Genomic DNA, 25522 nt, shown 5'->3' on the forward strand with positions numbered 1-25522 from the left:
CCGAGAGAGCTTATTTCAGCCCGGTCATCGCGATGCTGTTGACCAGGTACCGCTGCAACAGGAAGAAGACCAGCAGGCACGGCACCACGGAGATCGCCGCCGACGCCATCAGCACCGACAGCTGCATCTCCTCGGTCCGCAGCGTGGTCAGGCCGACGGTGAGCGTACGCGTGGCGTCGCTCTGCCCCACGACCAGCGGCCACAGGAAGTCGTTCCAGTGCCACAGGAACACGAACACGCCCAGCGTGGCCAGGACGGGCCGGGTCAGCGGCACCACGATCGTCCAGTAGACCCGCAGCTCGGAGGCGCCGTCCACCTTGGCCGCGTCGAACAGCTCGTCGGGCAGCCCCATGATGAACTGGCGCATCAGGAACACGGCCTGCGAGTTGGCCAGCGTCGGCACGATCAGCCCCCAGAACGTGTCCACCCCGTCCAGGCTGTTGACCAGCACGAACGTCGGGATGAGGGTGGCCTGGAAGGGCACCATCATGGTCGCGAGGAAGGTCCAGAACATCGCCTGGCGGCCGGGGAAGCGCTTCTTGGCGAAGGCGTACCCGGCCATCGAGGCGGTGAGCAGGATGATCACCACCGAGACCACGGAGTACACCAGCGAGTTGACCGTCCACCCCACGAAGCCGGAGGCGGACAGCACCCGCGTGAGGTTGTCGAGCGTGAGCGAGTCCGGCCACTGCGCGGGCAGGGTCGGGGCGCCCGCGGGCGACAGCGCGACGATCAGCATGGCGGCGAACGGGCTGACGGTCAGCACCGACAGCACGCCGAGCAGCGCGACGAGCGGCCATCTCCGCCGCGTGCGCGTCATGTGTTCCCCCGGTCCAGGAAGCGGCGCTGGATCAGCGACACGATGAGCACCAGGGCGAACAGGACCATCCCCCACGTGGCGGCGTAGCCGAAGTCGAAGGATCTGAAGCCGTGGTCGTAGATGCCGTAGATGAGGGTGTAGGTGGCCCTGGCGGGACCGCCACCGGTCATCACATAGACGGTGTCGAAGGTCTGGAAGGCGCTGATCGTCTCGATCACCAGGACGAAGAAGAGCGCGGGCTTCAGCAGCGGCAGTGTGATCCGGCGGAAGCGCTGCCACGCCGAGGCGCCGTCGACCCGGGCCGCCTCCAGGTAGGAGCCGGGGATCGCCTTCAGCCCGGCCAGCAGGATCAGCATCGAGTAGCCGAAGCCCTTCCACGCCGATACCACGGCCAGGGCCGGCAGCACCAGCGACGACTGCTCCAGGAAGGCCACCGGGCCGAGCCCGGCCTTGCCCAGGACGCCGTTGATCAGGCCGTCGAACTCGTAGATCCACCGCCAGATGACGCCCGCCAGCACGAAGCTGGTCACGTACGGCAGGAACAGCATGCCGCGGAACAGGCCGCGCAGGAACACGACCTGGTTCAGCAGCAACGCCGTGCCCAGCGACACGAGCAGGGTGAGCGGCACGTAGATGGCCACGTACACGAGCGTCACGCGCAGGCTCGTCCAGAAGATCGTGTCGTCGAGCAGCCGGGCGTAGTTGTCCGCGCCGACGAAGCTCCACTCCCCGCCGATGTTCCAGTTGGTCAGGCTCATCCCCGCCGCGCCGAGGGCGGGGAAGATCCGGAAGATCAGGAAGAGCACCAGCACGGGCAGCACGAACAGCAGGCCCGTGACCGGGTCACGCAGGCGTTGACGCATCCCTATCCGCCGTTGCCCAGCAGCGCGTCGGCCTCCTTGGCCGCCGCGTCGAGCGCCGTCTTCGCGTCCTCCTTGCCGAGCAGGGCCGCCTGGATGTGCGGGGCGATGACGCCCATCACCTGGCGGGCCTTCGGGTGGGTGTCACCGGGGAAGGCGTACTGCAGCGACTTGGCGAACTCCGTGGCCGCGGCCGACTGTCCCGGCACGGTCACGTCGGTACGGGCGGGGAAGAAGCCCGACTCCGCGGCCAGGCTGGCGGCGACCTCGGGCGAGGACAGGTAAGTGGCGAACTTCTTCGCCGCGTCCTTGTTCTCGGCGTGCTTGGCCAGCACCAGGGCCCCGGGGATGCCGAACGCGACCCGCTTGGTGCCCTCCAGCGGCAGGCCGATGCCGACGTTCTCGGCGCCGATCGCGGCACCGAGCTGGGTGGCCTGCAGGGCGGTGGCCGCGTGGTACATCGCGCTCTTGCCCTTGGCCAGGGCGCCGCCCTCGATCTCGTTGCCCTTGCTGGCGGCGTCCTCGGGCAGGCCGCCCGCGGCCTTCAGGTCGAGCAGCAGTTGCAGGCTGTCGACGCCCTGCTGGCTGTTGAAGGCCACCTTCTTGCCGTCCGGGGCGAAGACGCTGCCGCCGTTGGCCCACAGGATGGGATAGAAGCTCTGGTTGAGGCTGACCTCGGGCTTGCCGGGGTAGTCGAGCACGGCGACCTTCTTGGCGGCCAGCTTGGGCGCCGCCGCCTTGAGCTCGGCCAGCGTCTCGGGCACCTTCTCGACGCCCGCCTCGGCGAACAGCTTCTTGTTGTAGATGGGCGCGGTGATCGTCTGGTAGATCGGCACGCCGTACAGTTTGCCGTTCACGGTCAGCGCGGTGAGCGCGCTGGGCAGGTAGGTCGCCTTGTCCTTGCCCACCACGTCGTCGACGGCCTCGACGGTGCCCTGCTGGGCGTACTGCGGGATCTGGTCGGGACCCAGGACGACGAGGTCGAAGCCCTTCTTCGAGACCAGTGCCGTCGTGACCTTCTCCTGACGGCCCTCCCACGGCTGCTGGTCGATCTTGATGTCGATCGACGCGTTCTTGGCCTCGAAGTCCTTCTCGACCTTGGCCCAGAACGCCTGGCTCTTGGCCTGGTCCCCGATGACGGGGTACATCCAGAGGGTCACGGTGCTCTTGTCCGAGCCGCTGGATCCGCACCCGGCGGCGGCGAGGGCCAGGGTGGCCGCCAGGCCGAGTGCCGCTGTCTTCCTCATCGGCGGATTCCTTTCGAGTAATACCGGTCCTGACCGAAACCTAATGACGAGGACCTCGTGCGGTCAATGGGCGATACCTGAACGTAACTACGGCCTTCGCCGTCAGCCCGCGGTGAATCGGGCGATCTCTCGGGCGACGGCGTCCGCGTGCTCGGCCGTGTAGTTCTCGTTCCAGTCGATGATCAACAGCGTCTCGGCGACCAGGCGCTCGGCCTCGGGGCACGGGTTCGGGACGTAGCCGTCGAGCGGGTAGCGCGAGGAGCCATAGACGGGCCGTTCCCACAGCGGGGCGCGGTTCAGCGGCTCCTCCAGGTAGCCGGCCCGCGCGGGTATCCCGGCCGCGGCCAGGTGCGCGGCCAGCTCCCGGGCGTCACCCCCGGGCCGCACGAGGGGGAACAGCCACCAGGCGTGCCCCTCCGGTCGCGGCAGCCGTACCCCTGGCAGGCCCTGAAGGGCGTCGAGCAGCCGTACGGCCGTGCTCCGGCGGGAGGCGACGACCCCCGGCAGCTTGGCGAGCTGGGCCCGCGCCACGGCGGCCTGCAGCTCGGTCATGCGGTAGTTCAGGCCGAAACCGGCGTGCGAGCGCCCGGCCGCGCGGTCCCAGCCCTTGTCGGCGAACAGCCGCATCCGGCGCGCCAGCTCGTCGTCCTCGGTGAGCGCCAGGCCGCCGTCGCCGCAGGTGATGTGCTTCCACTGCTGCAGGCTGAGGGTGGCGACGTCGCCCACCGTGCCCGCCGGCCGGCCGTCCGGCAGCTCGGCGAGCCACGCCTGGGCGCAGTCCTCGATCAGCGCCAGGCCGTGCTCGTCGGCCAGCTCCCGTAGCTCGGCCACGCGGGCGGGCGCGCCGAACAGGTGCACGGCCATGATCGCCCGAGTCCGCGGGCCGATCAGCTTGGCCACCGCTCCGGGGTCGATATTGCCGTCCGAGGGATCTACATCCGCGAAGACAGGGACCGCGTTCTGCGCCAGGATGGGGGCCACGGTCCCGAAGTCGGTGATCGGCGTCGTGATGATCTCGTCTCCGGGATCCGGCGCAGCCGCCACGACCGACAGATGGAGGGCCGCGGTGCCGGAGCCGCACGCGACCGCGTGGCGCACGCCGTACAAGGCGGCGACCTCGCGTTCGAGCGCTCTGGTCTCGGTCCCCCAGACGGAGCTGAGCATGCCCGAGCGGATCACCCGCGCCGCGGCGGCCACCTCTTCGTCGCCGAGCGTACGGCCGGCGGCCTCGGCCATGGACGGGAACTTCACAGGGCACCTCACAGGATACAATTGCGGTCTTGACCGAAATGAGCGAGAGGGAGGCGTAGGTGGGAATCGTCATCGGGGTCGTCGGCCCGCATGATCTGGTCGACGACGTCGCGGCCACCTGCGAGGAGCAGCCCGGGGTCACCGCGCTGCGCCTCGACTACGACCACGAGTCGCAGGCGCCCGCGATCGTCGAGGCGCACTCCGCCGCCGTGGAGGGGTGGCTGTTCACCGGCATCGTCCCGTACATGCTCTCCCGCGACGCCGAGGCGCTGAACCGGGCCGCCGCGTTCGTCGACTACTCGGGCGCGACGCTGCTCAGCGCCCTGGTACGCCTGCAGTACGAGGGCCAGGACGTCACCGGGCTGTCGATCGACACGCTGTCCGCGGCCGACGTGGCGGCCACGTTCGCCGAGGCCGGGCTGCCCGCCGACACCCTCAGGACGCTGCCCTACCGGCCGGAGATGACCTCCAAGAAGGCCATCGCCTTCCACCGGCGCGGCCCCGCCCACCCGGTGATCACCTGCCTGAGCTCGGTGCACGAGGCGCTGCGCGGCGAGATGCAGGTGCTGCGGCTGGCGCCCTCCGTCCACTCGGTCCGGGTGGCGCTGCGCCAGCTGCTGCTGACCGCCGAGGGGCAGGCGCAGGAGGACGCGCAGATCGCGCTCGGGCTGATCGAGGTCGAGAACGAGGAGGGGCTGCTGCGCGAGGCCACCGCGCTGGGCGGCACGCTGGCCGCCTTCCGGGGCGGCACCCATCTCCTGGTCACCACCCGGGGCCCGCTGCACGACGCCACGGGCGGCTTCACCGGCCTGCCCATGCTGGGCCGCCTCGCGGCGCAGAATCAGGTGGTACGCGTGGGTTTCGGGCTGGGCCGCAGCGCGGCGGAGGCGGAGAGCCTGGCCCGCCGCGCCCTGGCCCGCGCCCGGCGCATCGGCGACATCGCGGCGGTGCTGTCGCTGCGCGCCGACACGGACATCGTCCTGGAGTCGGTCGCCGGTGTCCCGGAGTCGGAGCGCAACCTCTCGGTGATCGCCCGCCGCGTGGGCCTGTCGGTGGCGACGATCGAGCGGCTGCTGGAGGCGCGGGCGGCGGCCGGCGACGAGCCGCTCACCACCCGGGAGATCGCCGACCGCCTCGACGTCCAGCAGCGCACGGCCCGGCGCATGCTGCACCGGCTGGAGCTGGCCGGGCTGGCCGAGCGCACGGGCAACCTCACCAGCGGCTCCAGCGGCCGCCCCCTGACCCTGTACCGCCTCACACTCTGAGGCGGCGGGCTCGGGGACGGCTGACTCGGGGGCGGCCGGTTCGGGGACGGCCGCCTCGAGGACGGTGCCGCTGGCTCGCATGAGGATCAGGCGAGCCAGCGGGACAGGCCGGCGCTGACGAAGTCGTCGTCCCGAAGCCAGGGGTAGGCGGCCCAGACCCGGTCGAGCTCCGCGAGCTGCCCTGGCGAGAGCTCCTCCGCCGGGTCCAGGCACCAGCGGCCCGCCAGCAGCCCCTGGCGGCGCAGCACCTCGTGGATGCCGGGGATGCAGCCGTGGAAGCCGTTGGCCGAGTCGAAGATGGCGGCGTTGGCGTCGGTGAGGTGGCCGTCGAGGGTGAGCAGCCGCCGCATGGCCGCGTCGTCGCCCGAGCGGGCCAGCTTGGCCTCCTCCAGCAGTTCGACCGCCCGCCGTACCCAGACCGCCCACTGGCCGAGCAGCCCGCCGACGAACTCGATCTCCACCTCGTGCCCGTCCACGACGACCCGGTGGGTGGTGACGAGATCGGCCAGGATGTGGTCGTCGTTGCCGGTGTAGAGGGCGACCTCGGCCGCGCGGCCGGCCCGGACCACGCCGTGCAGCACGTCGAGCGTGCGGTAGCGGTCGAAGGGGGCGACCTTGATGCCCACCACGGACTCGATCGCCGCCAGCCTGGTCCAGAAATTCCGCGACAAGGGGCGTCCGCCGACCGCGGTCTGCAGGTAGAAGCCGATCACCGGCAGCACCTCGCCCACCGCCCGCGCCCGCTCGATCAGCCCGTCCTCGTCCAGCTCCCGGCACGGGCTCAGCAGCACCATGTGGTAGCCGAGCGACCTGGCCAGCTCGGCCTCCGCCACGGCCTGCCGCGTGGTCCCGGTAGCGCCCGCCACCAGGAGCACCTCGCGCTCGTACTCCCCCGCGGTCCGCGCGGCCAGCTCCAGCACCGGCGGCAGGAGGTCGGTGCCGTGGATGGCGAACTGCGTGGTGTGCACGCCCACCGCCAGCCCGCCCGCGCCCGCCTCGACGTAGTAGCGGGTCAGCGCCCGCTGCCGGCGCTCGTCCAGCTTCCGGTCCTCGGTCAGCGCCAGCGGGTGCGCCGGAATCACCAGGCCGCGCCTGAACAGCTCGCGCACGGACGTCTGCGCCTCTGGAATCGTGCTGAGCACGTCGGATCCCCCTAGGGTCAATGGGCCGGGCACGCGGTTAGAAGCGGCCGTCACGGCGTTCGAACTTGGTGGGCTTGCCGAGCGACGGGCCGCCGTCGGCCACCCAGCGCGCCGTGTGCTCGATCAGCTCGGCGGGCGTGAGCTCGGGGTAGCCGAACAGGCGGTGGCACTTGCCGGCGTTCGACAGCAGCGCCGTGGGCGCCTCCTCGCCGCTGAACACCGGCTCCTTGCCCAGCGCCGCGCCGAGGTCCAGCGCCGCCTGCCGGACCGAGACCAGCTCGGGCCCGGTCACGTTGAGCACGTACGGCGGCGACTCGGCGAGCAGCAGCGAGCGGAGCACGACCTCGTTGGCGTAGCCCTGCCAGACCACGTTGACCTGGCCGGTGGCCAGATCGATCGGCTCCCCGGCCAGGATCTTCCCGGCCAGGTCGACGAGCACGCCGTAGCGCAGCTCGACGGCGTAGTTGAGCCGCAGCAGCGACATGCGGGTGCCGTACGCCTCCGCGAAGTGCGACAGCACCCGCTCCCTGCCCAGGCAGCTCATCGCGTAGTCGCCGACGGGCCCGGTCGGTGAGCCCTCGGTGCTGCCGCCGCCGACGGGGACCAGCGGGTAGACGTTGCCGGTGGACAGGGCGGCGATCCTGGCGTCCCTGAACCTGTCGGCGACCCTGCCCGGCAGGTACGTGTTGGTGAACCAGGTGGCGTGCTCCCGGCCCTCGGTGCCGAACTTGGCGCCGACCAGGAACACCACGTTCGGCGCGTCGGGCAGCTCGCGCAGCGCCCCCTCGTCGGCCACGTCGGCGGCGACCACGGTGGCGCCGTCGTCCTGGAGTGCCCGGGCCAGCCCGGGTTCGGAGAAGCGGGACACCGCGATGATCCGCCGGTCGCCGCGCGTGGCGTTGAGCGCCAGCCGGACCAGGCTCGGGCCGAGCTTGCCGCCCGCGCCGAGGATCAGGATGTCGCCGTCGAGCCTGCTCAGGTCGTCGAGGAGGGCGGCGCTCGGCCGCGCCAGCCGTTCCTCGAGTTCCGCTGTGGTCCGCACGCGGTCTACCTCCGTTACGTCATTTACGGTCCAGACCGTAACTGCGGCGGAGTTCAGCTGTCAATGGGCACCCTCGTGCGCCGGTCAACGGGTGGTTCGCGCGCTGGTCGTTGGGCGCTCTCACGCGCCGCTCATTGGGTGGTTTCGCGGGCCGCGACCAGTACCTCCAGGATGGCCCGGGTCTGCGCCCACGGGACGGGGCTCGGGGCGCCCCCGATCATGGCCAGGAACGCCTCGATCGTCCCCTCGTAGCCCAGGCCCTTGACGTGGTCGTCGCCGCCCTCGATCACCACGGTGTCGGTGCCGCCGCGCCGGTGGACGGTGACGGCGTAGGACTCCTCGTCGGAGACGCCGAGGATCTCGACCGTGCCCGTGACGCCGCTGTCCCAGCGCAGCGCCATGACGCCGGTGTCCTCCGACCGCAGGCCCGCGTAGTGCCTGGTGGCCGAGGCCGCGCCGGCCAGCCGTACGTCCGGGCCGAACAGCGCGACCAGCAGCTCCACGCCGTGGATCCCCATGGTCACCAGCGTCCCGCCGCCCTCGCCGGGGGTGTCCTGCCAGGCGTTGTAGCCGCCGGCCCAGAGGCCGACGTCATGCCGTACGGTGGCCCGGACCGCGAGCACCTCGGCGGGGTCCACCCGCAGTCCCGCGAAGGCCGGGGCGAAGCGGAGCACCGAGCTGGACAGCACGCGGTCGTGGATCCGCAGCCGGTCCAGCTCGTTCAGCTGGGCGCGGGTGGCGACGGCGGGCTTGTTCACGAAGCAGGCCGCGCCGGTGTCGAGCACGGCCGCCAGCGCCCCGGGCACGCGCGGGCTCGGCACGGTCAGCACCACGCCGTCGGGTTCGGCGGCCAGCAGCGCGGCCAGGCTCGGCAGCACCTTGGCGCCGGGATGCTCTTCGGTGAAGCGGCTCAGCCGCTCCGGGTCCTCTTCCCACACCAGCAGGTCCGCGTGGCGGGCCAGGGTACGGGCGTCGGTGAAGGGGTGGCTGGTGGCGAGACCGGCTAGGGCGACACGCATGGCTGGCTCCATTTCGCGACATGTCAGGAAATCTCAGGAAATGGAGCCCATCATGGCATCCGCTAGAGCTCGTCCACCTCCGCGTGGGAGCGGCCGCCCGACAGCTTCGGGTAGCCGGGGCCGCGGTCGAAGAAGCGGCCCGCCGGCGGGCGCAGGTTGGCGCGGAGCTCGGCGGTGCCCTGCTCGTCGATGCGGTCGCCGTCCAGCACCACGCCGTAGTCGCCCAGGGCGCCGGCGATCGACACCTTGCCGTCGCGGACGTCCGCCGCCACGGCGCGCGGGTCCCGGTCGTAGGGTGAGCCCCAGCCGCCGCCCCCGGTGGTGCGGATGCGGATGGTCTCGCCCGCCTGCACCTGGTGGTCGTCCACCAGGCCCTCCATCTCCTTGCCCGCGATCTCGACCCGGAACGGCCGCCCGGCCAGCCCGCCGTTGACGCCCCAGCACGACAGGATCGACCGGTCGGCGATCGACATGTACGAGGCGTCCCTGAGCATCCTGATGTGCTTGTCGTAGCCGAGCCCGCCCCTGAACATGCCCGGCCCGCCCGAGTCGCAGGCCAGCGCCAGCCGCTCGACCCGGAACGGCCAGCGCGCCTCGGCGAACTCCACCGGGATGTTGCGCGAGTCGGGCACCACGTGGATGGTGTCCTCACCGTCGGCGTACCAGCGCCCGCCGGAGCCGCCGCCGAGGACCTCCCTCATCAGGTACGGCACGCCGTCGGCGTCGGCGCCGTGGACGCCGGTGTAGCGGATCGTCTCCTGGTCGGCCGGCATGCGGCCGCCGGTGGCCTTGGCCAGCACGCCCGCCAGCACGCCGAGCAGGCGCAGGATCACGAACGTCCGGGCGTTGGTGGGCGCGGGGAAGATCGGGGTGAGCAGCGTCCCCTTCTCCGGGAAGACCATCTCGATCAGGGGGACGACGCCCTCGTTGACGTCCAGCTCGGCCATGCGCTCCGGGGTGTCGGCGAGGTTGCGCAGGATGGGGGCCAGCCACTTCTTCAGGAACACGCCGTCGGCGTAGTCACCCGCGTGGTTGATCGGCCCCTTGGCCTGCGGCGACGTGCCGGTGAAGTCGATCTTCAGCGGGGCGCCCGCCGCGTGGTCGACGGTGAGCGTGATCCGCTGGGCGTGCAGCCGCGGCTCGTCCACGCCGTCGTGCTCGGCGTAGTCCTCCCAGGTGTAGGTGCCCTCGGGGATCTTGGCCAGCAGCTCGCGCCGGAACGTCTCCGTCGTCTTGCCGATGATCGCGTCGAAGCACTCCTCGACCTCGGTCCGGCCGTACCTGTCGAACAGCTCGCCCAGGCGGCGCGCCCCCATGAGGCAGGCCGAGCACTCGGCGTCGAGGTCGCCCGCCAGCGAGTCGGGCATGCGCGAGTTGCGGGTCATGATGCGCAGCGCGGCCTCGTTGGGCACGCCCGCGTCCCACAGCTTGATCGGCGGGACCATCAGCCCCTCCTCGTACACGCTGCGCGCGTGCGAGGGCATCGAGCCGGGCACGGAGCCACCGATGTCGTCGTGGTGCCCGAACGCCTGCACGAAGGCCACCACAGCGCCCTCGTGGAAGACCGGGACGGTCACGCACAGGTCGGGCAGGTGGCCGATCCCGCCTTCTGACAGGTAGACATCGTTGTGGAAGTAGACGTCGCCGGGCTTCATCTCCTCGATCGGGAAGTCGCGGACGATCGGCTGGACGAGCGCGCTGTAGGAGCGGCCGGTCAGCTTGCGCAGCCGCGCGTCGTGGATGCCCGCGCGGAAGTCGTGCGCGTCGCGGATCATCGGCGAGCGGGCCGTACGCGCGATCGCGGTCTCGACCTCCTTCTCCACGGAGGCCAGGGTGCCCTCGACGATCTCGACGAGAATCGGGTCAGCCACGCCGCACCTCCACGTTGCCGTAGTCGTCCACCTGGGCGGTGAAGCCGGGATGGATGGGGATCGTGGAGCCGTACTCCTCGATGACCGCCGGACCCTCGACCACCGTGCCCGGATCCAGGTCGGACCGCTGGTGGATCGGCGTGTCGGCGGCCGAGTCGAAGTGCACGCTCCTGGTCGCCGCCGCGGGCCGCTCGCCGTCGCTGGGCTCCCTGCGGCGGATGGCCGGGCGGGTGATGGGACCGATGCCGGAGACGCGCAGGTTGACCCATTCGACGCCGTGCCGCTCGTCGTCACGGTAGCCGTAGCCGTAGAGCTTCTCGTGCGCCTGGTGGAAGCGGTCCAGCACCTCCCGGCGCCACTCCTCGTCCACCTCGCCGGCCGGGGCGGCCACGCGCACCTCGTACGCCTGGCCGTAGTAACGCAGGTCGGCGCTGCGGGCGTAGACCGGCTCGTCGAAGCCCTCCCGGTCGAGCGCCTGCGCCGCCTGCTCCTCCAGGTCGCGGAAGATGGTTCCGGCCGTCTCCAGGGACAGGTCGCGGGTGACGTGCGTACGCACGTAGTCGTTCTTGACGTCCACCGTGAGCAGCCCGAACGCCGAGACGTTGCCCGGATCGGGCGGGACGACCACCGCGGGCAGTCCCAGGATGTCGATCAGCCGGCAGGCCAGCAGCGGCCCCGAGCCGCCGAACGTCACCAGCGGGAAGTCCCGCACGTCGAGCCCGCGCTTGACGGTCAGCTGACGGATGGCGTTGCTCTGGTTGAACGCGCTGATCTCCAGGATCCCCGTCGCGGTCCGCTCGGCGCTGAGCCCGAGCTTGTCGGCCAGCGCCTGGATACCGGTGCGCGCGGCCGCCACGTCGAGCGGGATCTCCCCGCCGAGCAGGTGCGGCGGGATGCGGCCGAGGAAGACGTGCGCGTCGGTGACCGTCACCTCGGTGCCGCCCCTGCCGTAGCAGAGCGGCCCAGGGTCGGCCCCGGCCGACTTGGGGCCGACCTTCAGCGTGCCCTCGGGCGAGATCCAGGCGATCGAGCCGCCGCCCGCGCCGACGGTGACGATGTCGATCATCGGGATCTTGCACGGGTAGCGGCCGATGACGCCCTCGGTGGTGATGGACGGCTCGCCGTCGACCACCACGGCGACGTCGGTGGACGTGCCGCCGCCGTCCAGGGTGATCACCGATGGGTGCCCCGCCGTGGACGCGATGAGCGCCGCCCCCAGCGCCCCGGCCGCGGGCCCCGACAGCACCGTGGTGATCGGCTGGTTGACGACCTCGCGGGCCGACAGCACGCCGCCGTTGGACTTCATCACCGAGAACGGCATGCCGAGCCGGGCCGACAGGTTGGCCAGGTAGCGGCGCATCGTCGGCTTGACCGCCGCGTCCACGAGGGTCGTGACCGACCGCTCGTACTCGCGGTATTCGCGCAGCACGTCGCTCGACAGCGAGACCACCGCCTCGGGGTGCTCACGGGCCAGCACGTCCCGCATGCGCCGCTCGTGGTCCGGATTGGCGTACGAGTGCAGGAAGCACACGCCGATCGCGGTGACGCCCTTGGCCTTGAGCCAGCGGGCCACCTCGGCGGCCTGCTCCTCGGCGAACGGGCGTACCTCGGCGCCGGTGTGGTCCAGCCGCCCCCCGACGGTCTTGACCAGGTGGATCGGGACGATCCGCGGCGGTTTGACCCAGAAATAGGAGTTGCCATAGCCGTCGGGCACGCTCTGCCTGGCTATCTCCAGAATGAACTCGAAGCCCTCGGTCGTGATGAACCCCAGGTTCGCGATCCGGTCCTCGAGCAGTTGGTTGGTGGCCACAGTGGTGCCGTGCACGACGGAACTCGCGTCGAGCGGCCCCAGCTTCTCGATGCCCCTGACGAACCCGTCGGCCGGGTTCGCGGGGGTCGAGGGGGTCTTGGTCGTGACGATCTCACCGGTCTGGTCGTCCACGGCCACCACGTCGGTGAACGTGCCCCCGGTGTCGACTCCAATACGGACGCTACGCATGGCTCCTCAGCTTCGGCGCCGGCCGAGCACTTCATCGATGACCCGGGGCGCGTTCTCAGTGCCAACATAGGCGGCCAAGCGCACCACTAGCTCCTGTGACCTGGCAAGTTCGGCCTCAACCCTGGCCTTACCCGACTGTCCCGCCTGCACGCCGAAGTAGGCACCGATGATCGTGCCCACCACCCCGGCCACGCCCGCGAACAACGCCGCGAACTCCTTCGTGGCGAACACGGCGGCCCCGAAGGCCACCAGCACCGCGACGATTCCCACCACGACCACAAGGAAGCCGTACCGCCACCTCGTGGCGTCGGCCTGCGCCGCCGTGAGGTCGTCGGTCGTCATCATCGCGTCGAGCGAGGGGGGCTTCTCTGTGACCACGGTTCCTCCTGATAACTCCAGGGGAGAAATCTCCCACGAGGTCAGGTAACAAGCCAAGCCGCTAAGGTGGCCCCCTGTGACCGACACGTTTGCCCTGTCCGCCGTCCCGTCCGGCGCCCGTGATGCCGTACTGAAGTTCTACTTCGGTCCCATGGACTGCGGGAAGTCCACGCTCGCGCTCCAGATGAACTACAACCACGGCCGCCAGGGCCGGCGCGGGCTGGTCCTGACCAAGCACGACCGCTCGGGCGGACCCCAGGTCACCAGCAGGATAGGGCTTGGCCTGGACGCGATCGAGGTCGTGGACTCCCTCGATCTGGTGACGCTCGTGACCGGGCACGACAGGATCGACTACCTGATCTGCGACGAGGTCTGCTTCTACACCGTCGACCAGATCGAGCAGCTCGCCGACCTGGTGGACGAGCACGGCATCGACGTCTACGCCTTCGGGCTGGCCTCGGACTTCAGATCCGTGATGTTCCCGGCGGCGCAGCGGCTGTTCGAGCTGGCGGACGAGGTGTGCCGGTTGCAGGTCGAGGTGTTGTGCTGGTGCGGGCGACCCGGTCAGCTCAACGGGCGGATCGTGGGCGGGGAGCTGGTCCGTACGGGCGAGCAGGTCGTGATCGGCGACACGGACGCGTCACCGGTCCGCTACCAGGTCCTCTGCCGCCGCCACCACCGCTCGGGCCTCCTGGGCGAGGGCACTGTCTGAGCCTGACCGTCTTCTTCCACAGCCCTTGAAGGGACCCCAGCCACCACAGACCGTCTACCCTCGCCCCCCAGCGGGGGTCACTGTCTAGATCAGCTTGTCGAGCAGCTCTCTGAGGCGGGCCGCGTCGTCGGGCGCCAGCTTCGCCAGGAAGGCCTGCTCCGCCTCGTCCACGGCCTGCCCGCCGTCGCGCAGCGTGTCGCGGCCACGCGGGGTCAGCTCGACCATGTTCTTGCGCCGGTCGTCCGGATGCGGCCGGCGGCTGACCAGCTCCTTGCCCTCGAGCGTGTCGATCATCGCGACCATCGTCGTCCTGTCGATCCGCAGCCGCGTGGCGGCCTCCTGCTGGGACAGCGGGTCGGCCGAGTCGAGCACGTTGAGCACCGCGAGCTCGCGGCCGTCGACGCCGTACGGCTCCAGGGCCGGGCCGGTGTGCTGGGCCAGGCGCAGGTTGGCGTGCTTCAGCAGGTATCCAAGGCGGCGTCTCGACACCTCCCGATTCTCGCACTAGCCTAATCGTCAGCAGTGCTGACAATCAGTGGAGCTGTTATATGCTGAGTTTCGGAATGAAGACCGTCCCCGTCGGCGTGACGTACGACACGCTGCTGCGCACCTGGCAGCAGGCCGACGCGGTGCCCGCCATCGAGCACGCCTGGCTCTGGGACCACATGCTGCCGCTGTTCGGTCCGGTGGACGCGCCGATCCACGAGGGCTGGACGATGCTCGCCGCCCTGGCCGCGCGGACCTCCCGGCTCCGGCTGGGGCTCATGGTGACGAGCAACCTCACCCGGCCGCCGGCCGTACTCGCCAAGATCGCGGCGACCGTGGACGCCATCGCGCCCGGCCGGCTGGTCCTCGGCCTCGGCGTCGGCGGCACGCACCAGCCGGGTGACACGCTCGTGCCCAGGGAGTACAACGCGTACGGACTGCACATCGCCTCACCCGGCGAGGGCGTGGCCCGGCTGGCCGAGTCGTGCGCGATCATCAAGCGGATGTGGACCGAGGACCGCTTCGACTTCGACGGCCGCTACTACCAGCTGCGCGAGGTGGTGTGCGCGCCGAAGCCGGCCGTCCCGCCACCGCTGCTGATCGGCGGGTGGGGCGACAGGACGCTCGGGGTGGTGGCCGAGCACGCCGACATCTGGAACGTACCGGGGCCGCCGCACAACACGATCGAGTTCATCCGGGAACGGAACAAGGTGCTCGACGAGAAGTGCGCCGCCATCGGCCGCGATCCGGCGGAGATCACCCGCTCGACGCAACTGGTCGTCTCCACCGAAGACCCCGCCGCCGCCCGGTCAACGGTCCGGGAGCTCGCGGACGCCGGTCTGACACACTTCGTCCTCGGCGTCCGCCTACCCGGCCCCGCGAACGTGGCCGAATGGCTGGCGGAGGAGATCATCGCTCACACGGCACGGTAGCCGTCGCCGTCCCCGCCAAGGCGGCGCGGTAGCCGCCATCGGCTCTCAAACGGCGCAATAGCCGTCGTCGCAGCCGTCGGCCGGGGGCGCGAGGATGGTCACCGGGGTCTGGCCGGTGCGGGCCGCCACTTCGTCGAAGGCGGCGTCGAACGTCTCCGCCGGCTGCGCTCCCGACACCGCGAACTGCCCCTCGAACAGGAACAGCGGCACGCCCGTTATCCCCAGCGCCCGCGCTTGGTCGAGCTGCTCGCGTACTTCCTGCGCGCCCTCACCCGGCGGGTGATCCACGCCCAGCTCGGCGGCCAGCTTCGTGAGCACGTCCTGATCACCGACGTTGAGCCCGTCGGTGAAGTGCGCGTGGAACAGCCGATCGACCGTCTCCAGCCCGCGCCCCTGCCGGGTGGCGAGTTCGACCAGCCGGTGCGCCTCGAACGTGTTCGCGCTGATCGCCTGCGAGAAGCGCAGGTCCAGCCCCTCTTCCGCGGCGACGGTGGTGACATGGGAGGTCATCTGAGTGGCGTTCCCACCGAACTTCCGCTCCAGGGACGGAAGCAGCGGCTCGCCTTCGGCGGGGGCGTCCGGGTTCAGCTGGAACGGGCGCATGGTGATGTCCACGATGCCGCCCTTGGCGCGGAAGCGGTCGGCGGCGCGGCCGAAGCGGGTGTGCCCGATGTAACACCAGGGGCAGACGATGTCCGAAAATATCTCGACTTTCACGCTCGACCACAACCTCTACGACCCCGACCCCATTCCACCGGTCTTGGCCGGATGTGCGCGTGACCTTGTCCGGGCCGTTCCCCGGCGGGCCGTCACCCGGCCGCTAGTTCCTCCAGCCGGTACGGGAGGTAGGCCGAGTCGTCCACCAGGGCGGAGGCGCCGCGCCACCAGCCGAACCACTCCCCGCTGCGCCACATCCAGTCGACCCGCTCGATGCTCGCCACCACGTCGCCGACCGTCTGCCAGCGCTCGCCCAGTTGCTCGCGGGTGGCGCCGTGCCGTAGCGCCCAGGCGCGCAGGATGCCGGCGGCGGCGGTGGGCACCTCGCGGGCGTACGGGTCGGGGTCCTCGTCCGGCAGCCGGTGCGGCCCGAGCCCGGCCGCCACTCCCCAGCTCCACTGGGCCTCGGCGGGACGCGAGTAGCGCAGTGAGTGGAAGTCGAGGTTCGACCCCAGATCTTCGTCAGGCCGCCGGGTGACCACCGCGTCGAGCCGCCCGCCGGCGTCGAAGTGTACGACGAGCCGCTGCCCCGGCTTCGCCCCGTCCGGCAGGTCGAAGCGGTCCTCGGCCTGCCACGAGTTGAGGTCCACCTGGGCGACGGGCTGGCCCCACAGCTGGTCGGCCGCGTCGTCGGAGATCCAGGCGGCGAGCATCTCCAGGGCGGTCAGGTCGGTCCACGGCTCGATCGCGACGGCCGTACGCAGCACCTCGTCGGGCGCGGGCAGCTTGCCGCCCCTGGACCGCGTCCACCACTCCTCACCCAGCTCCCGCGCACCGACCAGCAACGCGGCGATGGCGGCCAGCTCGGCGGACCGCCTGGTGAGAGACGCGCCGAGCGCCAGGCTCAGGCAGCGGCCGACCCGCTCGTCACCGAGCACGGAGCGCGCGTCGCCGATCAACGCCTCGGCGGTCGGGCGTTCTTCTCCAAGTAGGTTGCGTATGACTCGCCGGGCCTCGGTTCGTGCGTCTTCAGCGTGTGCCTGCCGCATATAGCCACGCTACGCCTGGAGATCCTTTTCCGCGAGAGCCCAGTCTCGCGCTCATGAGCAGCCCGTTTGACGGCCTCGACCGCCCTCGGACATCGGCCAATCCGACGGCGCGACCGCCCAAGATCGCTGAGCCCACTCCCGGACACCAGCCGCCCGACGCGCCGGGTCGGTAAGGGCAACGGTCAGTGACGTGGGCGGCGGCCGGCCCGGCCGAACAGCCAGCCCACGGCGACGCCGGTCAGCGCGATGCCCGCCCCCATGCCGAACGACGCCAGCATCACCCAAGGCCTCGTCTCGGTGTGGCTCTTGGGCGGGCGTTCGTACACGCCGGACGGCCGTTCGTACACAGCGGGCGTCCGACGCCCCTCCGCGACCTCATCGGCCGTACGCGCCAGCGCGGCTCGCCGGGCGGCCAACTCGTCCACCCCGGCCCCACGCTCAGCCCCGCCCTCCGGGGCGCGCAGGTGGTCCTCGACGGCCGCGAAGAACTCCCCCGCCGTCCTCTTGGCCACCGAGCCGAGCATGCGCTGCCCCACCCCGCCGATCATCCCGCCGACGACCGCGTCGGCGTCATAGTCGACGCGGGTCCCCTCGTCGACCTCGCTGAGCCGTACGAGCACCGTGGCCTCCACCGTCCCCGGCGCGCCCTGGCCGCGCGCCCGCAGCACGAAGCTCTCCGGCGCCGACGGTTCGGACAGCGACACCTCGCCCTGGTAGACGCCCTTGATGGAGGCGACCCCCGCCGTCACCGTCATCCGGTACGTGTCCGGCCCCGTCTCCTCCAGGCGCTCACAGCCGGGGATGGTGCGTACCAGCACCGCCGGATCCTGAAGCGCGTCCCACACGCGATGCCTCTCGACGCCGATCATGGCGCTACCTGCGACCTTCACACCGCCACTCTAGGGATCCGTCTGGCGAGTGTTGCCCTTTTGAAGCGCTCCCCACGACTGAAGTCGGGGGATTCCAGCCGGCTCGGGCTCCGTCTGCGCGGTGGCCTGGGCTGCTGTTGCTTGGCGGTTGGCCTTCCGGCCCACGCGGTTGCGTGGTTTGCGCGCCCCAACCCGCACACCCGATCTGGGCTGTGCGTGCTCCGTCCTCCCGGCGGTGAGGATGTTCTTGGCGGCGTTCACGTCGGCGTGCTCGGTGTGTCCGCACGAGGTGCACCGGAAGACCGCTTGGCTCTCGCGGGACTGCCGTCCGAACGGGTCACGACCTTGGCCACGCCCCGGTCGATACCGACCGCACTGCCCGGGTTGGCGTGCCGCTCAGGCTCGATCAGGCCGTCTTCGACGAGGAAACTGATGTACCAGTGCTTGCCGTCCCGGCTGATGGTGGCGTTCTTGACCGTCCCGCCCAGCGGGCGGGTGATACGGAAGCGGACCCAGCCGAACTTGGGCAGTTTCGCCCGCGCCCAGCGCCGGTTCAACCACTCGATGGCGATCTTGGCGCCCTCAGGAAGTCGGAATGACGGCGGCTCCCGGCCTTGGACTTCCAGCGGACCCCCCACGTGCCGTGGCGGGAACACGCCTGGTCCAGGTCGATCAACGTCTGCTGAAGGCAGTGGCCGGGCGCCTGGCCCGGCCACGCGAACTCCTGCTTGGCTTCGGCGAGCTGGCGGGCCTGCTCGTGGTAGGCGATGAACGCACCGCGTCGCCGATAGGTGCGGCGCTGCTCACCCCTATGGCTAAAGCCAGGGGTCCGCGCCCTAGATCACCGATCGGATGCGCCCGCCTGGCGATCAAGACTGGCAGGATGGGACCGGTGTGCGAGGGGCGAGCCGGGGGACAAGACATGACGATCGTGGCCGATGCGGCCCGAACGGCCCTGATGGGCGATGTGGCCCCTGTGTTCCGGTCCGTCCGCGTTGCCGCCGTGGCGGCGGTCGCGGTCCTGCTGGCTGGCTGCGCGACCAACGGCGGGTCAGGCGGTACGGCGGACGGCCCAGGAGGCGACACCACCGGCGCCGCCCCAGGCAGCACGGCCACCACCGCCGCCCCCAGGTCCGACGCGACCACGCGGCCGCTCGACGGCCCGCCCGGCGCGGTGCCCCGACGTGGCGAGGTAAGGGAGATCCAGGCCACGGGCTCCTTACCTCCGGTGATCAGCTCCATCCCCACCAACCGCAAGGTCGTCTTCCTGACCATCGACGACGGGTGGGAGCAGGACCCCGGCTTCCTGGCGCAGGTACGCGACCAGCGCATCCCGATCACGGCCTTCGCCATGCGGGACGCGGTGGAGGCCAAGGGCACGCCCGACCCCGCCGGTGGGCCCGGCCGGTTCGTAGGAGCCGGGAAATGGGGATATTTCCGCTCGCTGCGTGATGCCCACGTACCCGTCGAGAACCACACCCTCACCCACCCGAACCTCCGCCTCCTCGGCTACGACGCCCAGCGACGGGAGATCTGCGGCTCCTCCACCGTCATCAGGAGGCAGCTGGGGACCCGGCCGACGCTGTTCAGGCCGCCGTTCGGCAACTACAACACCGACACGCTCAGGGCCGCCAAGAACTGCGGCCTGAAGTCGGTCCTTCTCTGGACGGCCACCGTGCAGCCGGGCGGCAAGATCGCCTACCAGGTGCCCGACAAGCGCCTGCGCCCCGGTGACATCCTGCTGCTGCACTTCCGCCCGAACCTGGCCAGGGACTTCCGCATCCTGGTCGACAAGATCAAGCGCCGGGGCTTCGAGCTGGGCAACCTCCAGGCATACCTGGACGCCGCCACCGCCCGCTGACCCCCGTACGCCATCGTGGGACCCCCGATCCGCGGGCTTGTGACGAAGATCGCATAGCCGAGCTCTACAGCCTGTAGTACTACTGTAAGTAGATGAACTACAGCTTGTAGAGCTAAGCACCCGGTGGGGGGAAGATGGACGCGCTCGATCTCGCGCGGTGGCAGTTCGGGGTGACCACCGTTTACCACTTTCTGTTCGTGCCGTTGACGATCGGCCTGGGCGTCTTCGTGGCCGGTCTCCAGACCGCCTGGCACCGGACGGGGAAGGAGCAGTACCTCCGGCTGACGAAGTTCTTCGGCAAGCTGTTCCTGATCAACTTCGCCATGGGCGTGGTCACCGGCATCGTGCAGGAGTTCCAGTTCGGCATGAACTGGAGCGAATACTCGACCTTCGTCGGCGACGTGTTCGGGGCGCCCTTGGCGATGGAGGCGCTACTGGCGTTCTTCATGGAGTCCACGTTCCTGGGGCTGTGGATCTTCGGCTGGGAACGGCTGCCGAAGAAGGTCCACCTGGCGTGCATCTGGGCCGCCGCCATCGGGTCTAACTTGTCGGCGTATTTCATCCTCGCGGCCAACGCCTGGATGAAGCACCCGGTCGGCTACGAGGTGGTCGACGGCCGGGCCAGGATGACCGACCTGTGGGCGGTGCTCACCAACCCCACCGCGATCGCCCAGGTGCCGCACGTCGTCGGCGCCGCCTTCATCGTGGCGGGCGGGTTCGTGCTGGCGGTCTGCGGCTACTGGCTGCTGAAGACGAAGGCGCCCATGTGGCGCAGTGCCGCCCGGGCCGCGCTGCTCATGACCGCACTGGCCGGCGCCGTCGTCGCGGGCACCGGCGACACCTCGGCCCGGCTGCTGTACGAGCAGCAGCCGATGAAGCTCGCCGCCGCCGAGGGCCTCCAGCACGACACCGCCGGAGCCCCGTTCTCCATCGTCCCCGGCGTCGAGATCCCCAGCCTCCTCAGCCTCCTCGCCTCCCACGACCCCACCGCCACCGTCCAGGGCACCGAAGACCTGCAGGCCCGGCTCGTGCAGCAGTTCGGCCCCGGCGACTACCGGCCCAACCAGACCGTGGTGTTCTGGTCGTTCCGAGTGATGATCGTCTTCGGCTTGACCACGGTGGCGCTGTCGGTGCTCGGCCTCTGGCTCACCCGCCGCAGGCGCGACCTGCCCCCCTGGCTGGCCCGGATCATGGTGCTGGCCCTGCCGCTGCCGTTCCTCGCGATGATCTCCGGCTGGCTGCTGAGCGAGATAGGCCGCCAGCCGTGGACGGTGACGGGCGAACTGCTCACGGCCGCGAGCGTGTCACCCGGCGTGAGCCTCGCCGAGGTGGCCACCTCACTCACGATCTTCACGCTCCTGTACGGCGGGCTCGCGGTGGCCGAGGCCGTACTCCTGACCAGGCACGTACGCAAGGGCCCCGAGCAGACGGAGCCCGTCCCCGCGACCGAGCGACTCCAGCCGTCGCTGATGTACTGAGGTGGAGACAGTGGTCAACCTGTGGTTCGTCATCATCGCCTTCCTCTGGACCGGCTACTTCGTGCTGGAGGGCTTCGACTTCGGAGTGGGCCTGCTGGCACCGTTCGTGAGCAGGGGCCCGGAGCAGCACCGGCAGAGCCTGGAGACGATCGGCCCGGTCTGGGACGGCAACGAGGTGTGGCTGATCACCGCGGTCGGCGCCATGTTCGCCGCCTTCCCCGCCTGGTACGCCGGGATGTTCAGCGCCTTCTACCTCCCGGTCGTGCTCATCCTGGTCGGCCTGATCGTGCGCGGCGTCGGCCTGGAGTGGCGCGGCAAGGTGACCAACACGCTCTGGTGCGACCTGGGCATCGTGGCGGGCAGCGCCCTCCCGGCGTTCCTGTGGGGCGCGATCTTCGCCGACGTGCTCTTCGACAGCGCTCTCGCGGCACTCGTGGGCGGCCTGTTCACCCTGGCGACCTGCGTACTCCACGGCGCCGTCTTCCTGTCCCTCAAGACCGAGGGCCCCGTACGACGCCGCGCCCGCGCCACCGCCCTGGCCGCGAGCGCCGTGGTCCTGCCGCTGGCCGTGGCGGCCCTGTCCAGCCTTGGCTCGATTCCCGCCCTGATCTCCATGGCGGCGCTGGCCGCCGGAGCGGCGCTGACGTACCGCCGCAGGGAAGGCTGGGCCTTCACCGCCACCGCCGGCGCCATCGCCCTGGCCTCGGTGGCGGTGTTCGCCGAGCTCCGATGGGCCCCGCTACCGGGCGTCACGCTGACCGACGCGGCCTCGGGACCCTACACGCTGACGATGCTCAGCTGGATCGGTCTGATCACGCTGCCGTTCGTCCTGGTGTACCAGGGCTGGACCTACTGGGTGTTCCGCAAGCGGGTGGCCCTGACGCACTGACGCCCATCCGCTCGTGAGGACGTGCCCTTCAGCGAACTACTCCACCACCCGGCCGCGACCACACGAAGACTGGACGCCGTCCGCGCGTTGCGGCTGCGGCGGCGCGACGCTGCGGACCTCGCTCTGATGCGGGTCGACCAGATGGAGCGAGACGCCACCGTCATGGACTTCACCTCACGCCTGCTCGCCGGACTGGTCCGCACCGAGAACATCGAGGCGCTGCGCCAGGCCCTGCCCGAGGCCCTGCCGTGGAGCACCTTTCTGCCCGCCGAGGATGTGGACACGCTCCTCACCGAGCTGGTGGACACGGCACGCGGAGCGGTGGCCCTGGACAACCTCGCTCCGATCGCGCTCCTGCTGACCCAGTGGCGGCACAGCGCGGAGATCTACGCGGACCCCGCCCTGCTGGCCATCCTCACCCGCGAGCCGGAAGGCGACTTCGGCCCCGTCCCCATGCCCCAGGTGAGTGAGTGAGCCCCAAGCGCGGAGCCCGGGCCGCACCACCTCCGATGGGCGATGAGTACGACATCCACTTCGCCAACACCGAAGCCGCCGACGGCTGGGAACACCTCTCCCGCCACGCGGCCGGCAGCCTGCGCCGCGCCTTCGAGAAAATCCGCGCCACCCCACGCGCCCTGGACAACCCCGACCGGCAGCGGACGTATCTGGTACCTGCTGGACGACGCCAACCGCACCGCCTGGATCACCTACGCGGGCACCGGCGGTAGGCAGCCGCACCGGAAGAGGGCGCCTTCCGCCTATGTCCGGAATATGTCCGGTCGTACTGGCTTGCTCAGTGGTCATCGCTTGCCAAGAATGGAGGCGCACGGCTCTCGTGGTTGTCGTCGTCAGTCGCACCAGGAGCTCATGTGGCACACCCATGGAAGAACAGGCAGCGTACCGGAGTTGTCGCGTTCGGCGCCGTGGCCATGCTCGTCCTCTTGGTGAGCGCGGTGGTCAGCATGGCCATCGTGACCACCACCGCGGCAGGGACGGCCCGCGAACCGTCGGGCGTCTCTTCTGGTGATGGTGAGCGGATTCGACTCGCGGAAGCGGCCGAGCCTGTCCCGTCGGACATTTCAGGGGCACCGCAGGAGTCTGTCCCCTCTCCTTCCTCCTCGCCGGAATCGAGCGCCGCAGCTTCATCTCGTCCCAGCCCGACCTGGACCGGCAGACTGGGAGGGGAGGTCTACTACGGCACGTTCAGCCAGGACGAATGCGCCAAGCGGGGCGAGGAGGGAGTCGAAGCACAGAAGTGGTCCGCTTACTCGTGCAAGGCGCTCGTGAAGCGCGACTCGGCCACGAAGGATGGAGACCGCGTGGACGAGCCTGGCGAGGCCGGAGAGCTCGGTCCCGGGCAGGCCTCACGCGACCACGCCCTTTGGGTGGTGGATTGGCTGTGCGTGATCAGGATGGAAGAGGGATGCGGCTGATGCCGTAACCGCCCGTAAAGCGCGCCGACTGCTGTGCGATCTCAGTCGGCCAGCACGAGCAGGTCGCAGTCTTCCTCGACGGGGCCGGTGTCAGGATGCGTGGCGAGGTCGGCGTCCAGCGCGGCGAAGCCCTCGGTGATTTCCCGCTCCGTCATGTGGTCGAAGATCGAGCTGGCGCGCAGCCGCAGTCGCGCGGCGTACTCGGTACGGCTGGCCGCGAGACGCTGCCGAAGCGAGGTAAGGGCGACCGGGCGCAGGTTGACCGTGGCGAAGGCCGCCGCCACTTCGGCGACGGTGGGAAAGACCTCTTCCTCGATGGTCCGGGCGCGGAAACCAGCGGTGCCACAGCGGGTTGGGCGACCGATCGGCAAAGGCGTTGCGGATGAGCACCCGGCCATCTGGGGCCGGCACGCGAGCGATCTCCACGGCCGCCGCCGGGAGGTCCTGGATGTGGTGGATCACCAAGTAGAGCAGAGTCAGGTCGCAGGCGTTGCCGGGCAGCGGGATCTCGTCGGCGGCGCCCTCGAGATAGCTGACCGACGGGTGGGCGGAAATGTTCGCCGCTACCTGACGCATCCGGACAGAGGGCTCAACGCCGTACACCGGGCGACGACGTCGGGAGGCAGCGCTCGGCCACGGGCGTACACCAGGTGCTGGCGGTCGTCGTAATTGATTCGTCTCAGCACGCTGCCCAACCTACCCCGGTATTTCTCCTCACTCGGGATTTCTGCACGGAAATTCAGTGGCTTTCCTTTTAATTTCGGCGAGGTTGGGCGTCGTCCGGGACGAAGACAGGAGCTTCTCCGCAGGGCCCAACAGGACCGAATTCCCTGTTCAACAGGAACCGAAAGGAGAATCGCATGCCAAGAAACTTGCTACGCGCCATTCCGGCGCTCGTGGCAGCCGGATTATGCCTGGCCAGTTCAGTCACCCCGGCCTCGGCGACGTCGAGAACCGCGTCGACCCAGCACGTGCTCTACATCACGATGCAGCACCAGGAGAAGACGAGCTGGTGCTGGGCCGCTGCGGGCGCGACCATCGCCGCCTACCACGGCGACTACGTGTCGCAGAACGCGTTCTGCAACCTGGCCAAGGACTATCCGGTTACCGGCGTCTGCCCCAATGACGCCGGTAACCCGTATCGCGTACAGCACGCGCTGGAAAGGCGCGGCTTCTACTGGCCCGGCGAGGTCATCGAGAACTCGATCAGCTGGACCGCCCTCAAGGGCCAGATCGACGTCGAGCGTCCCTTCTACGCCGGGATCAGCTGGGCGGCGGGCGGGGGCCACGCGCTGGTGGTCTACGGCTATGACACAGCCGACGGCGGCCAGGTCATGTTCGGAAACCCGGCGCAGACGCCGCCGCGCTACCGAATCAAGCCGTACAGCTATTTCGTCGGCAACGATACCTACACCTGGACGAGAACGCTCGACAACATAGTGAGGACGAAATGGTGGTGATCAGGAGCGCGGTGGTCGCCGCCATATTCGGCCTGTTCTTTCTGGTGGGAGGGGCCGCCTCCGCCGAATCCGGGCAATTGGCCGACCCGCCTTCGGCGGCCGATCTGCAGAATGCGCACGCGGCCGCGGCGACGTACGAAATGCTGGTGAAACTGGCCGATCTACGATTCCCCGACTCTCAGCCGAGGCCCGATGGACAGCCGTCCGCCGCCTCGGTCGGGGAGAAGACGATCCCCGTCTACGAGATCACTCCGGCGTTCGCCCGCGGCGAGACCGGCGCGCCCGTCGGCCGCCTGTCCTACGTCGCGGTGCCGGCTCGCACCGGGGACGGCGCCCCGGTGACCGTCGCCATGACCGACGACGGCGGCTGGCGCATGCTGGAGATCGCCTCCGGCACGCAGGAGGAGCAGATGGCGGCCGGTCTGAGCTCCCCTGACGCGTCCCTCCTGTACGAGCCGCAGATCGACGCCTGGTACGAGATCACGGGCGGCAAGATCCGCCTCCTGAGCACCTCGACCAGCGCCGAGACCGCGCCGAAGGTCTACAGCGTGGCCGACTACCAGGCCCGCCTGGTCAGCCGGTACGCCGACAAGCAGGCAGGCTCGGACTACGATCGGCAGGGCATGGCCGGCGGCTACGCGCCTTCGAGGACACCTTCGAAGCCACCGCCGCCCTGGCTGATCCCCGTCGTGCTCGTGGTCGCGGTCGCGGTGGTGTCGCTCGCGGGCTTCCGCCACCTGCGCCGCACCCGCTAGACACCGCACACGCAAGGCACCCAAGCGGAAGCCGTACTCCTGGCGGC

27 protein-coding genes and 2 pseudogenes are annotated in these 25522 nt (G+C 70.3%); 11 read left to right on the forward strand and 18 right to left on the reverse strand.

All coding sequences use genetic code 11. From position 1 onward, the window contains the following. Positions 1–10: 10 nt before the first annotated feature. The 4 genes from AB0B61_RS54140 to AB0B61_RS54155 all read right to left on the reverse strand — a co-directional run bounded on the left by AB0B61_RS54140 (position 11) and on the right by AB0B61_RS54155 (position 4178). The gene (locus AB0B61_RS54140; protein WP_358449575.1) at positions 11–820 is read right to left on the reverse strand and encodes a carbohydrate ABC transporter permease; all 810 of its coding nucleotides are present in this window, start codon (positions 818–820) and stop codon (positions 11–13) included. Next, positions 817–1683, reverse strand: coding sequence for a sugar ABC transporter permease (locus AB0B61_RS54145; RefSeq protein WP_358449577.1), 867 nt, complete (start codon positions 1681–1683; stop codon positions 817–819). The genes AB0B61_RS54140 and AB0B61_RS54145 overlap by 4 nt, the downstream gene beginning before the upstream one ends. A 2-nt stretch (positions 1684–1685) precedes the next feature. Beyond that, the gene (locus tag AB0B61_RS54150; protein WP_358449579.1) at positions 1686–2927 is read right to left on the reverse strand and encodes a sugar ABC transporter substrate-binding protein; all 1242 of its coding nucleotides are present in this window, start codon (positions 2925–2927) and stop codon (positions 1686–1688) included. A 102-nt stretch (positions 2928–3029) separates the two neighbouring features. Then, positions 3030–4178, reverse strand: a complete 1149-nt coding sequence (locus tag AB0B61_RS54155) for a DegT/DnrJ/EryC1/StrS family aminotransferase (protein ID WP_358449581.1) — start codon at positions 4176–4178, stop codon at positions 3030–3032. 59 nt (positions 4179–4237) lie between these two features. On the opposite strand from AB0B61_RS54155, the gene AB0B61_RS54160 reads away from it, so the two are divergent. Further along, on the forward strand, positions 4238–5443 hold the full coding sequence (locus AB0B61_RS54160) for a hypothetical protein (protein ID WP_358449583.1): 1206 nt from the start codon (positions 4238–4240) through the stop codon (positions 5441–5443). Positions 5444–5529: 86 nt separating this feature from the next. Here AB0B61_RS54160 and AB0B61_RS54165 read toward each other — a convergent pair whose 3' ends face one another. The 6 genes from AB0B61_RS54165 to AB0B61_RS54190 all read right to left on the reverse strand — a co-directional run bounded on the left by AB0B61_RS54165 (position 5530) and on the right by AB0B61_RS54190 (position 12894). After that, positions 5530–6585, reverse strand: coding sequence for a dihydrodipicolinate synthase family protein (locus AB0B61_RS54165; RefSeq protein WP_358449585.1), 1056 nt, complete (start codon positions 6583–6585; stop codon positions 5530–5532). A gap of 37 nt (positions 6586–6622) precedes the next feature. Then, positions 6623–7627 carry an NAD(P)-dependent oxidoreductase gene (locus tag AB0B61_RS54170; protein WP_358449587.1) on the reverse strand — a complete coding sequence of 335 codons (1005 nt, stop codon included), beginning with the start codon at positions 7625–7627 and terminating at the stop codon, positions 6623–6625. A gap of 131 nt (positions 7628–7758) precedes the next feature. Then, positions 7759–8646 (reverse strand): Gfo/Idh/MocA family oxidoreductase, encoded by an 888-nt coding sequence (locus tag AB0B61_RS54175; RefSeq protein WP_358449589.1) that lies wholly within the window; start codon positions 8644–8646, stop codon positions 7759–7761. 62 nt (positions 8647–8708) lie between these two features. Next, positions 8709–10517: a hydantoinase B/oxoprolinase family protein gene (locus AB0B61_RS54180; RefSeq protein WP_358449591.1), complete on the reverse strand. Its 1809-nt coding sequence runs from the start codon at positions 10515–10517 to the stop codon at positions 8709–8711. After that, the gene (locus AB0B61_RS54185) at positions 10510–12516 is read right to left on the reverse strand and encodes a hydantoinase/oxoprolinase family protein (protein ID WP_358449593.1); all 2007 of its coding nucleotides are present in this window, start codon (positions 12514–12516) and stop codon (positions 10510–10512) included. The genes AB0B61_RS54180 and AB0B61_RS54185 overlap by 8 nt, the downstream gene beginning before the upstream one ends. 6 nt (positions 12517–12522) lie before the next feature. Beyond that, on the reverse strand, positions 12523–12894 hold the full coding sequence (locus AB0B61_RS54190) for a hypothetical protein (RefSeq protein ID WP_357941211.1): 372 nt from the start codon (positions 12892–12894) through the stop codon (positions 12523–12525). Between the two features lie 76 nt (positions 12895–12970). Here AB0B61_RS54190 and AB0B61_RS54195 point away from each other — a divergent pair, with 76 nt between their 5' ends. Then, positions 12971–13606: a thymidine kinase gene (locus AB0B61_RS54195; RefSeq protein ID WP_225289409.1), complete on the forward strand. Its 636-nt coding sequence runs from the start codon at positions 12971–12973 to the stop codon at positions 13604–13606. An 84-nt stretch (positions 13607–13690) separates the two neighbouring features. On the opposite strand, the gene AB0B61_RS54200 is transcribed toward AB0B61_RS54195, so the two are convergent. Next, complete coding sequence (locus AB0B61_RS54200) at positions 13691–14095, reverse strand: MarR family transcriptional regulator (protein ID WP_358449596.1); 405 nt, start codon at positions 14093–14095, stop codon at positions 13691–13693. A gap of 59 nt (positions 14096–14154) precedes the next feature. On the opposite strand from AB0B61_RS54200, the gene AB0B61_RS54205 reads away from it, so the two are divergent. Continuing rightward, on the forward strand, positions 14155–15024 hold the full coding sequence (locus AB0B61_RS54205; protein WP_358449598.1) for an LLM class flavin-dependent oxidoreductase: 870 nt from the start codon (positions 14155–14157) through the stop codon (positions 15022–15024). 45 nt (positions 15025–15069) lie between these two features. Here AB0B61_RS54205 and AB0B61_RS54210 read toward each other — a convergent pair whose 3' ends face one another. The 5 genes and pseudogenes from AB0B61_RS54210 to AB0B61_RS54230 form a co-directional block, all read right to left on the reverse strand. Further along, a complete protein-coding gene (locus AB0B61_RS54210) occupies positions 15070–15741 on the reverse strand; it encodes a DsbA family oxidoreductase (protein ID WP_358449600.1) in 672 nt (223 codons plus the stop codon). Between the two features lie 92 nt (positions 15742–15833). Next, the gene (locus tag AB0B61_RS54215; protein WP_358449602.1) at positions 15834–16730 is read right to left on the reverse strand and encodes a hypothetical protein; all 897 of its coding nucleotides are present in this window, start codon (positions 16728–16730) and stop codon (positions 15834–15836) included. Positions 16731–16912: 182 nt separating this feature from the next. Further along, entirely contained in the window at positions 16913–17620 is a 708-nt protein-coding gene (locus tag AB0B61_RS54220; RefSeq protein ID WP_358449604.1) for a carbon monoxide dehydrogenase subunit G, read from the reverse strand. A 9-nt stretch (positions 17621–17629) separates the two neighbouring features. Beyond that, a pseudogene (locus AB0B61_RS54225) lies at positions 17630–17881 on the reverse strand (hypothetical protein); the annotation flags it as partial. After that, complete coding sequence (locus AB0B61_RS54230) at positions 17857–18156, reverse strand: hypothetical protein (RefSeq protein WP_358449606.1); 300 nt, start codon at positions 18154–18156, stop codon at positions 17857–17859. The gene AB0B61_RS54230 and the pseudogene AB0B61_RS54225, both read right to left, overlap by 25 nt. Positions 18157–18521: 365 nt before the next feature. On the opposite strand from AB0B61_RS54230, the gene AB0B61_RS54235 reads away from it, so the two are divergent. The 6 genes from AB0B61_RS54235 to AB0B61_RS54260 all read left to right on the forward strand — a co-directional run bounded on the left by AB0B61_RS54235 (position 18522) and on the right by AB0B61_RS54260 (position 23260). Then, a complete protein-coding gene (locus tag AB0B61_RS54235) occupies positions 18522–19460 on the forward strand; it encodes a polysaccharide deacetylase family protein (protein ID WP_358449608.1) in 939 nt (312 codons plus the stop codon). Between the two features lie 134 nt (positions 19461–19594). Beyond that, complete coding sequence (locus tag AB0B61_RS54240) at positions 19595–20938, forward strand: cytochrome ubiquinol oxidase subunit I (RefSeq protein WP_358449610.1); 1344 nt, start codon at positions 19595–19597, stop codon at positions 20936–20938. Position 20939: 1 nt separating this feature from the next. Further along, the gene (cydB, locus tag AB0B61_RS54245; RefSeq protein WP_358449612.1) at positions 20940–21827 is read left to right on the forward strand and encodes a cytochrome d ubiquinol oxidase subunit II; all 888 of its coding nucleotides are present in this window, start codon (positions 20940–20942) and stop codon (positions 21825–21827) included. A 21-nt stretch (positions 21828–21848) separates the two neighbouring features. Continuing rightward, positions 21849–22301: a hypothetical protein gene (locus AB0B61_RS54250; protein WP_358449614.1), complete on the forward strand. Its 453-nt coding sequence runs from the start codon at positions 21849–21851 to the stop codon at positions 22299–22301. Further along, a complete protein-coding gene (locus AB0B61_RS54255; RefSeq protein ID WP_358449617.1) occupies positions 22298–22555 on the forward strand; it encodes a hypothetical protein in 258 nt (85 codons plus the stop codon). Before AB0B61_RS54250 ends, AB0B61_RS54255 begins: the two co-directional genes overlap by 4 nt. 141 nt (positions 22556–22696) lie before the next feature. Then, on the forward strand, positions 22697–23260 hold the full coding sequence (locus AB0B61_RS54260; RefSeq protein ID WP_358449620.1) for a hypothetical protein: 564 nt from the start codon (positions 22697–22699) through the stop codon (positions 23258–23260). 41 nt (positions 23261–23301) lie between these two features. Here AB0B61_RS54260 and AB0B61_RS54265 read toward each other — a convergent pair whose 3' ends face one another. Both AB0B61_RS54265 and AB0B61_RS54270 read right to left on the reverse strand, forming a co-directional pair. Further along, positions 23302–23544 (reverse strand): hypothetical protein, encoded by a 243-nt coding sequence (locus AB0B61_RS54265; protein ID WP_358449622.1) that lies wholly within the window; start codon positions 23542–23544, stop codon positions 23302–23304. 43 nt (positions 23545–23587) lie between these two features. Then, positions 23588–23896 (reverse strand): annotated as a pseudogene (locus AB0B61_RS54270) (class I SAM-dependent methyltransferase); the annotation flags it as partial. Positions 23897–24120: 224 nt separating this feature from the next. Here AB0B61_RS54270 and AB0B61_RS54275 point away from each other — a divergent pair. Together AB0B61_RS54275 and AB0B61_RS54280 are read left to right on the forward strand one after the other, a co-directional pair. Next, on the forward strand, positions 24121–24720 hold the full coding sequence (locus tag AB0B61_RS54275; protein WP_358449624.1) for a papain-like cysteine protease family protein: 600 nt from the start codon (positions 24121–24123) through the stop codon (positions 24718–24720). Then, positions 24711–25475: a hypothetical protein gene (locus AB0B61_RS54280; protein WP_358449626.1), complete on the forward strand. Its 765-nt coding sequence runs from the start codon at positions 24711–24713 to the stop codon at positions 25473–25475. Before AB0B61_RS54275 ends, AB0B61_RS54280 begins: the two co-directional genes overlap by 10 nt. The last annotated feature ends 47 nt before the right edge of the window (positions 25476–25522 follow it).

This window comes from Nonomuraea sp. NPDC049158 (assembly GCF_040648335.1).
Classification (GTDB): Bacteria; Actinomycetota; Actinomycetes; order Streptosporangiales; family Streptosporangiaceae; genus Nonomuraea.

What these genes read in the sequence shown, in the direction of transcription:
- AB0B61_RS54140 (WP_358449575.1), bottom strand. Translation starts at nt 820, where the DNA reads ATGACGCGCACGCGGCGGAGATGGCCGCTCGTCGCGCTGCTCGGCGTG.
- AB0B61_RS54145 (WP_358449577.1), bottom strand. Translation starts at nt 1,683, where the DNA reads ATGCGTCAACGCCTGCGTGACCCGGTCACGGGCCTGCTGTTCGTGCTG.
- AB0B61_RS54150 (WP_358449579.1), bottom strand. Translation starts at nt 2,927, where the DNA reads ATGAGGAAGACAGCGGCACTCGGCCTGGCGGCCACCCTGGCCCTCGCC.
- AB0B61_RS54175 (WP_358449589.1), bottom strand. Translation starts at nt 8,646, where the DNA reads ATGCGTGTCGCCCTAGCCGGTCTCGCCACCAGCCACCCCTTCACCGAC.
- AB0B61_RS54185 (WP_358449593.1), bottom strand. Translation starts at nt 12,516, where the DNA reads ATGCGTAGCGTCCGTATTGGAGTCGACACCGGGGGCACGTTCACCGAC.
- AB0B61_RS54205 (WP_358449598.1), top strand. Translation starts at nt 14,155, where the DNA reads ATGCTGAGTTTCGGAATGAAGACCGTCCCCGTCGGCGTGACGTACGAC.
- AB0B61_RS54215 (WP_358449602.1), bottom strand. Translation starts at nt 16,730, where the DNA reads ATGCGGCAGGCACACGCTGAAGACGCACGAACCGAGGCCCGGCGAGTC.
- AB0B61_RS54235 (WP_358449608.1), top strand. Translation starts at nt 18,522, where the DNA reads ATGACGATCGTGGCCGATGCGGCCCGAACGGCCCTGATGGGCGATGTG.
- AB0B61_RS54240 (WP_358449610.1), top strand. Translation starts at nt 19,595, where the DNA reads ATGGACGCGCTCGATCTCGCGCGGTGGCAGTTCGGGGTGACCACCGTT.
- AB0B61_RS54275 (WP_358449624.1), top strand. Translation starts at nt 24,121, where the DNA reads ATGCCAAGAAACTTGCTACGCGCCATTCCGGCGCTCGTGGCAGCCGGA.
- AB0B61_RS54280 (WP_358449626.1), top strand. Translation starts at nt 24,711, where the DNA reads ATGGTGGTGATCAGGAGCGCGGTGGTCGCCGCCATATTCGGCCTGTTC.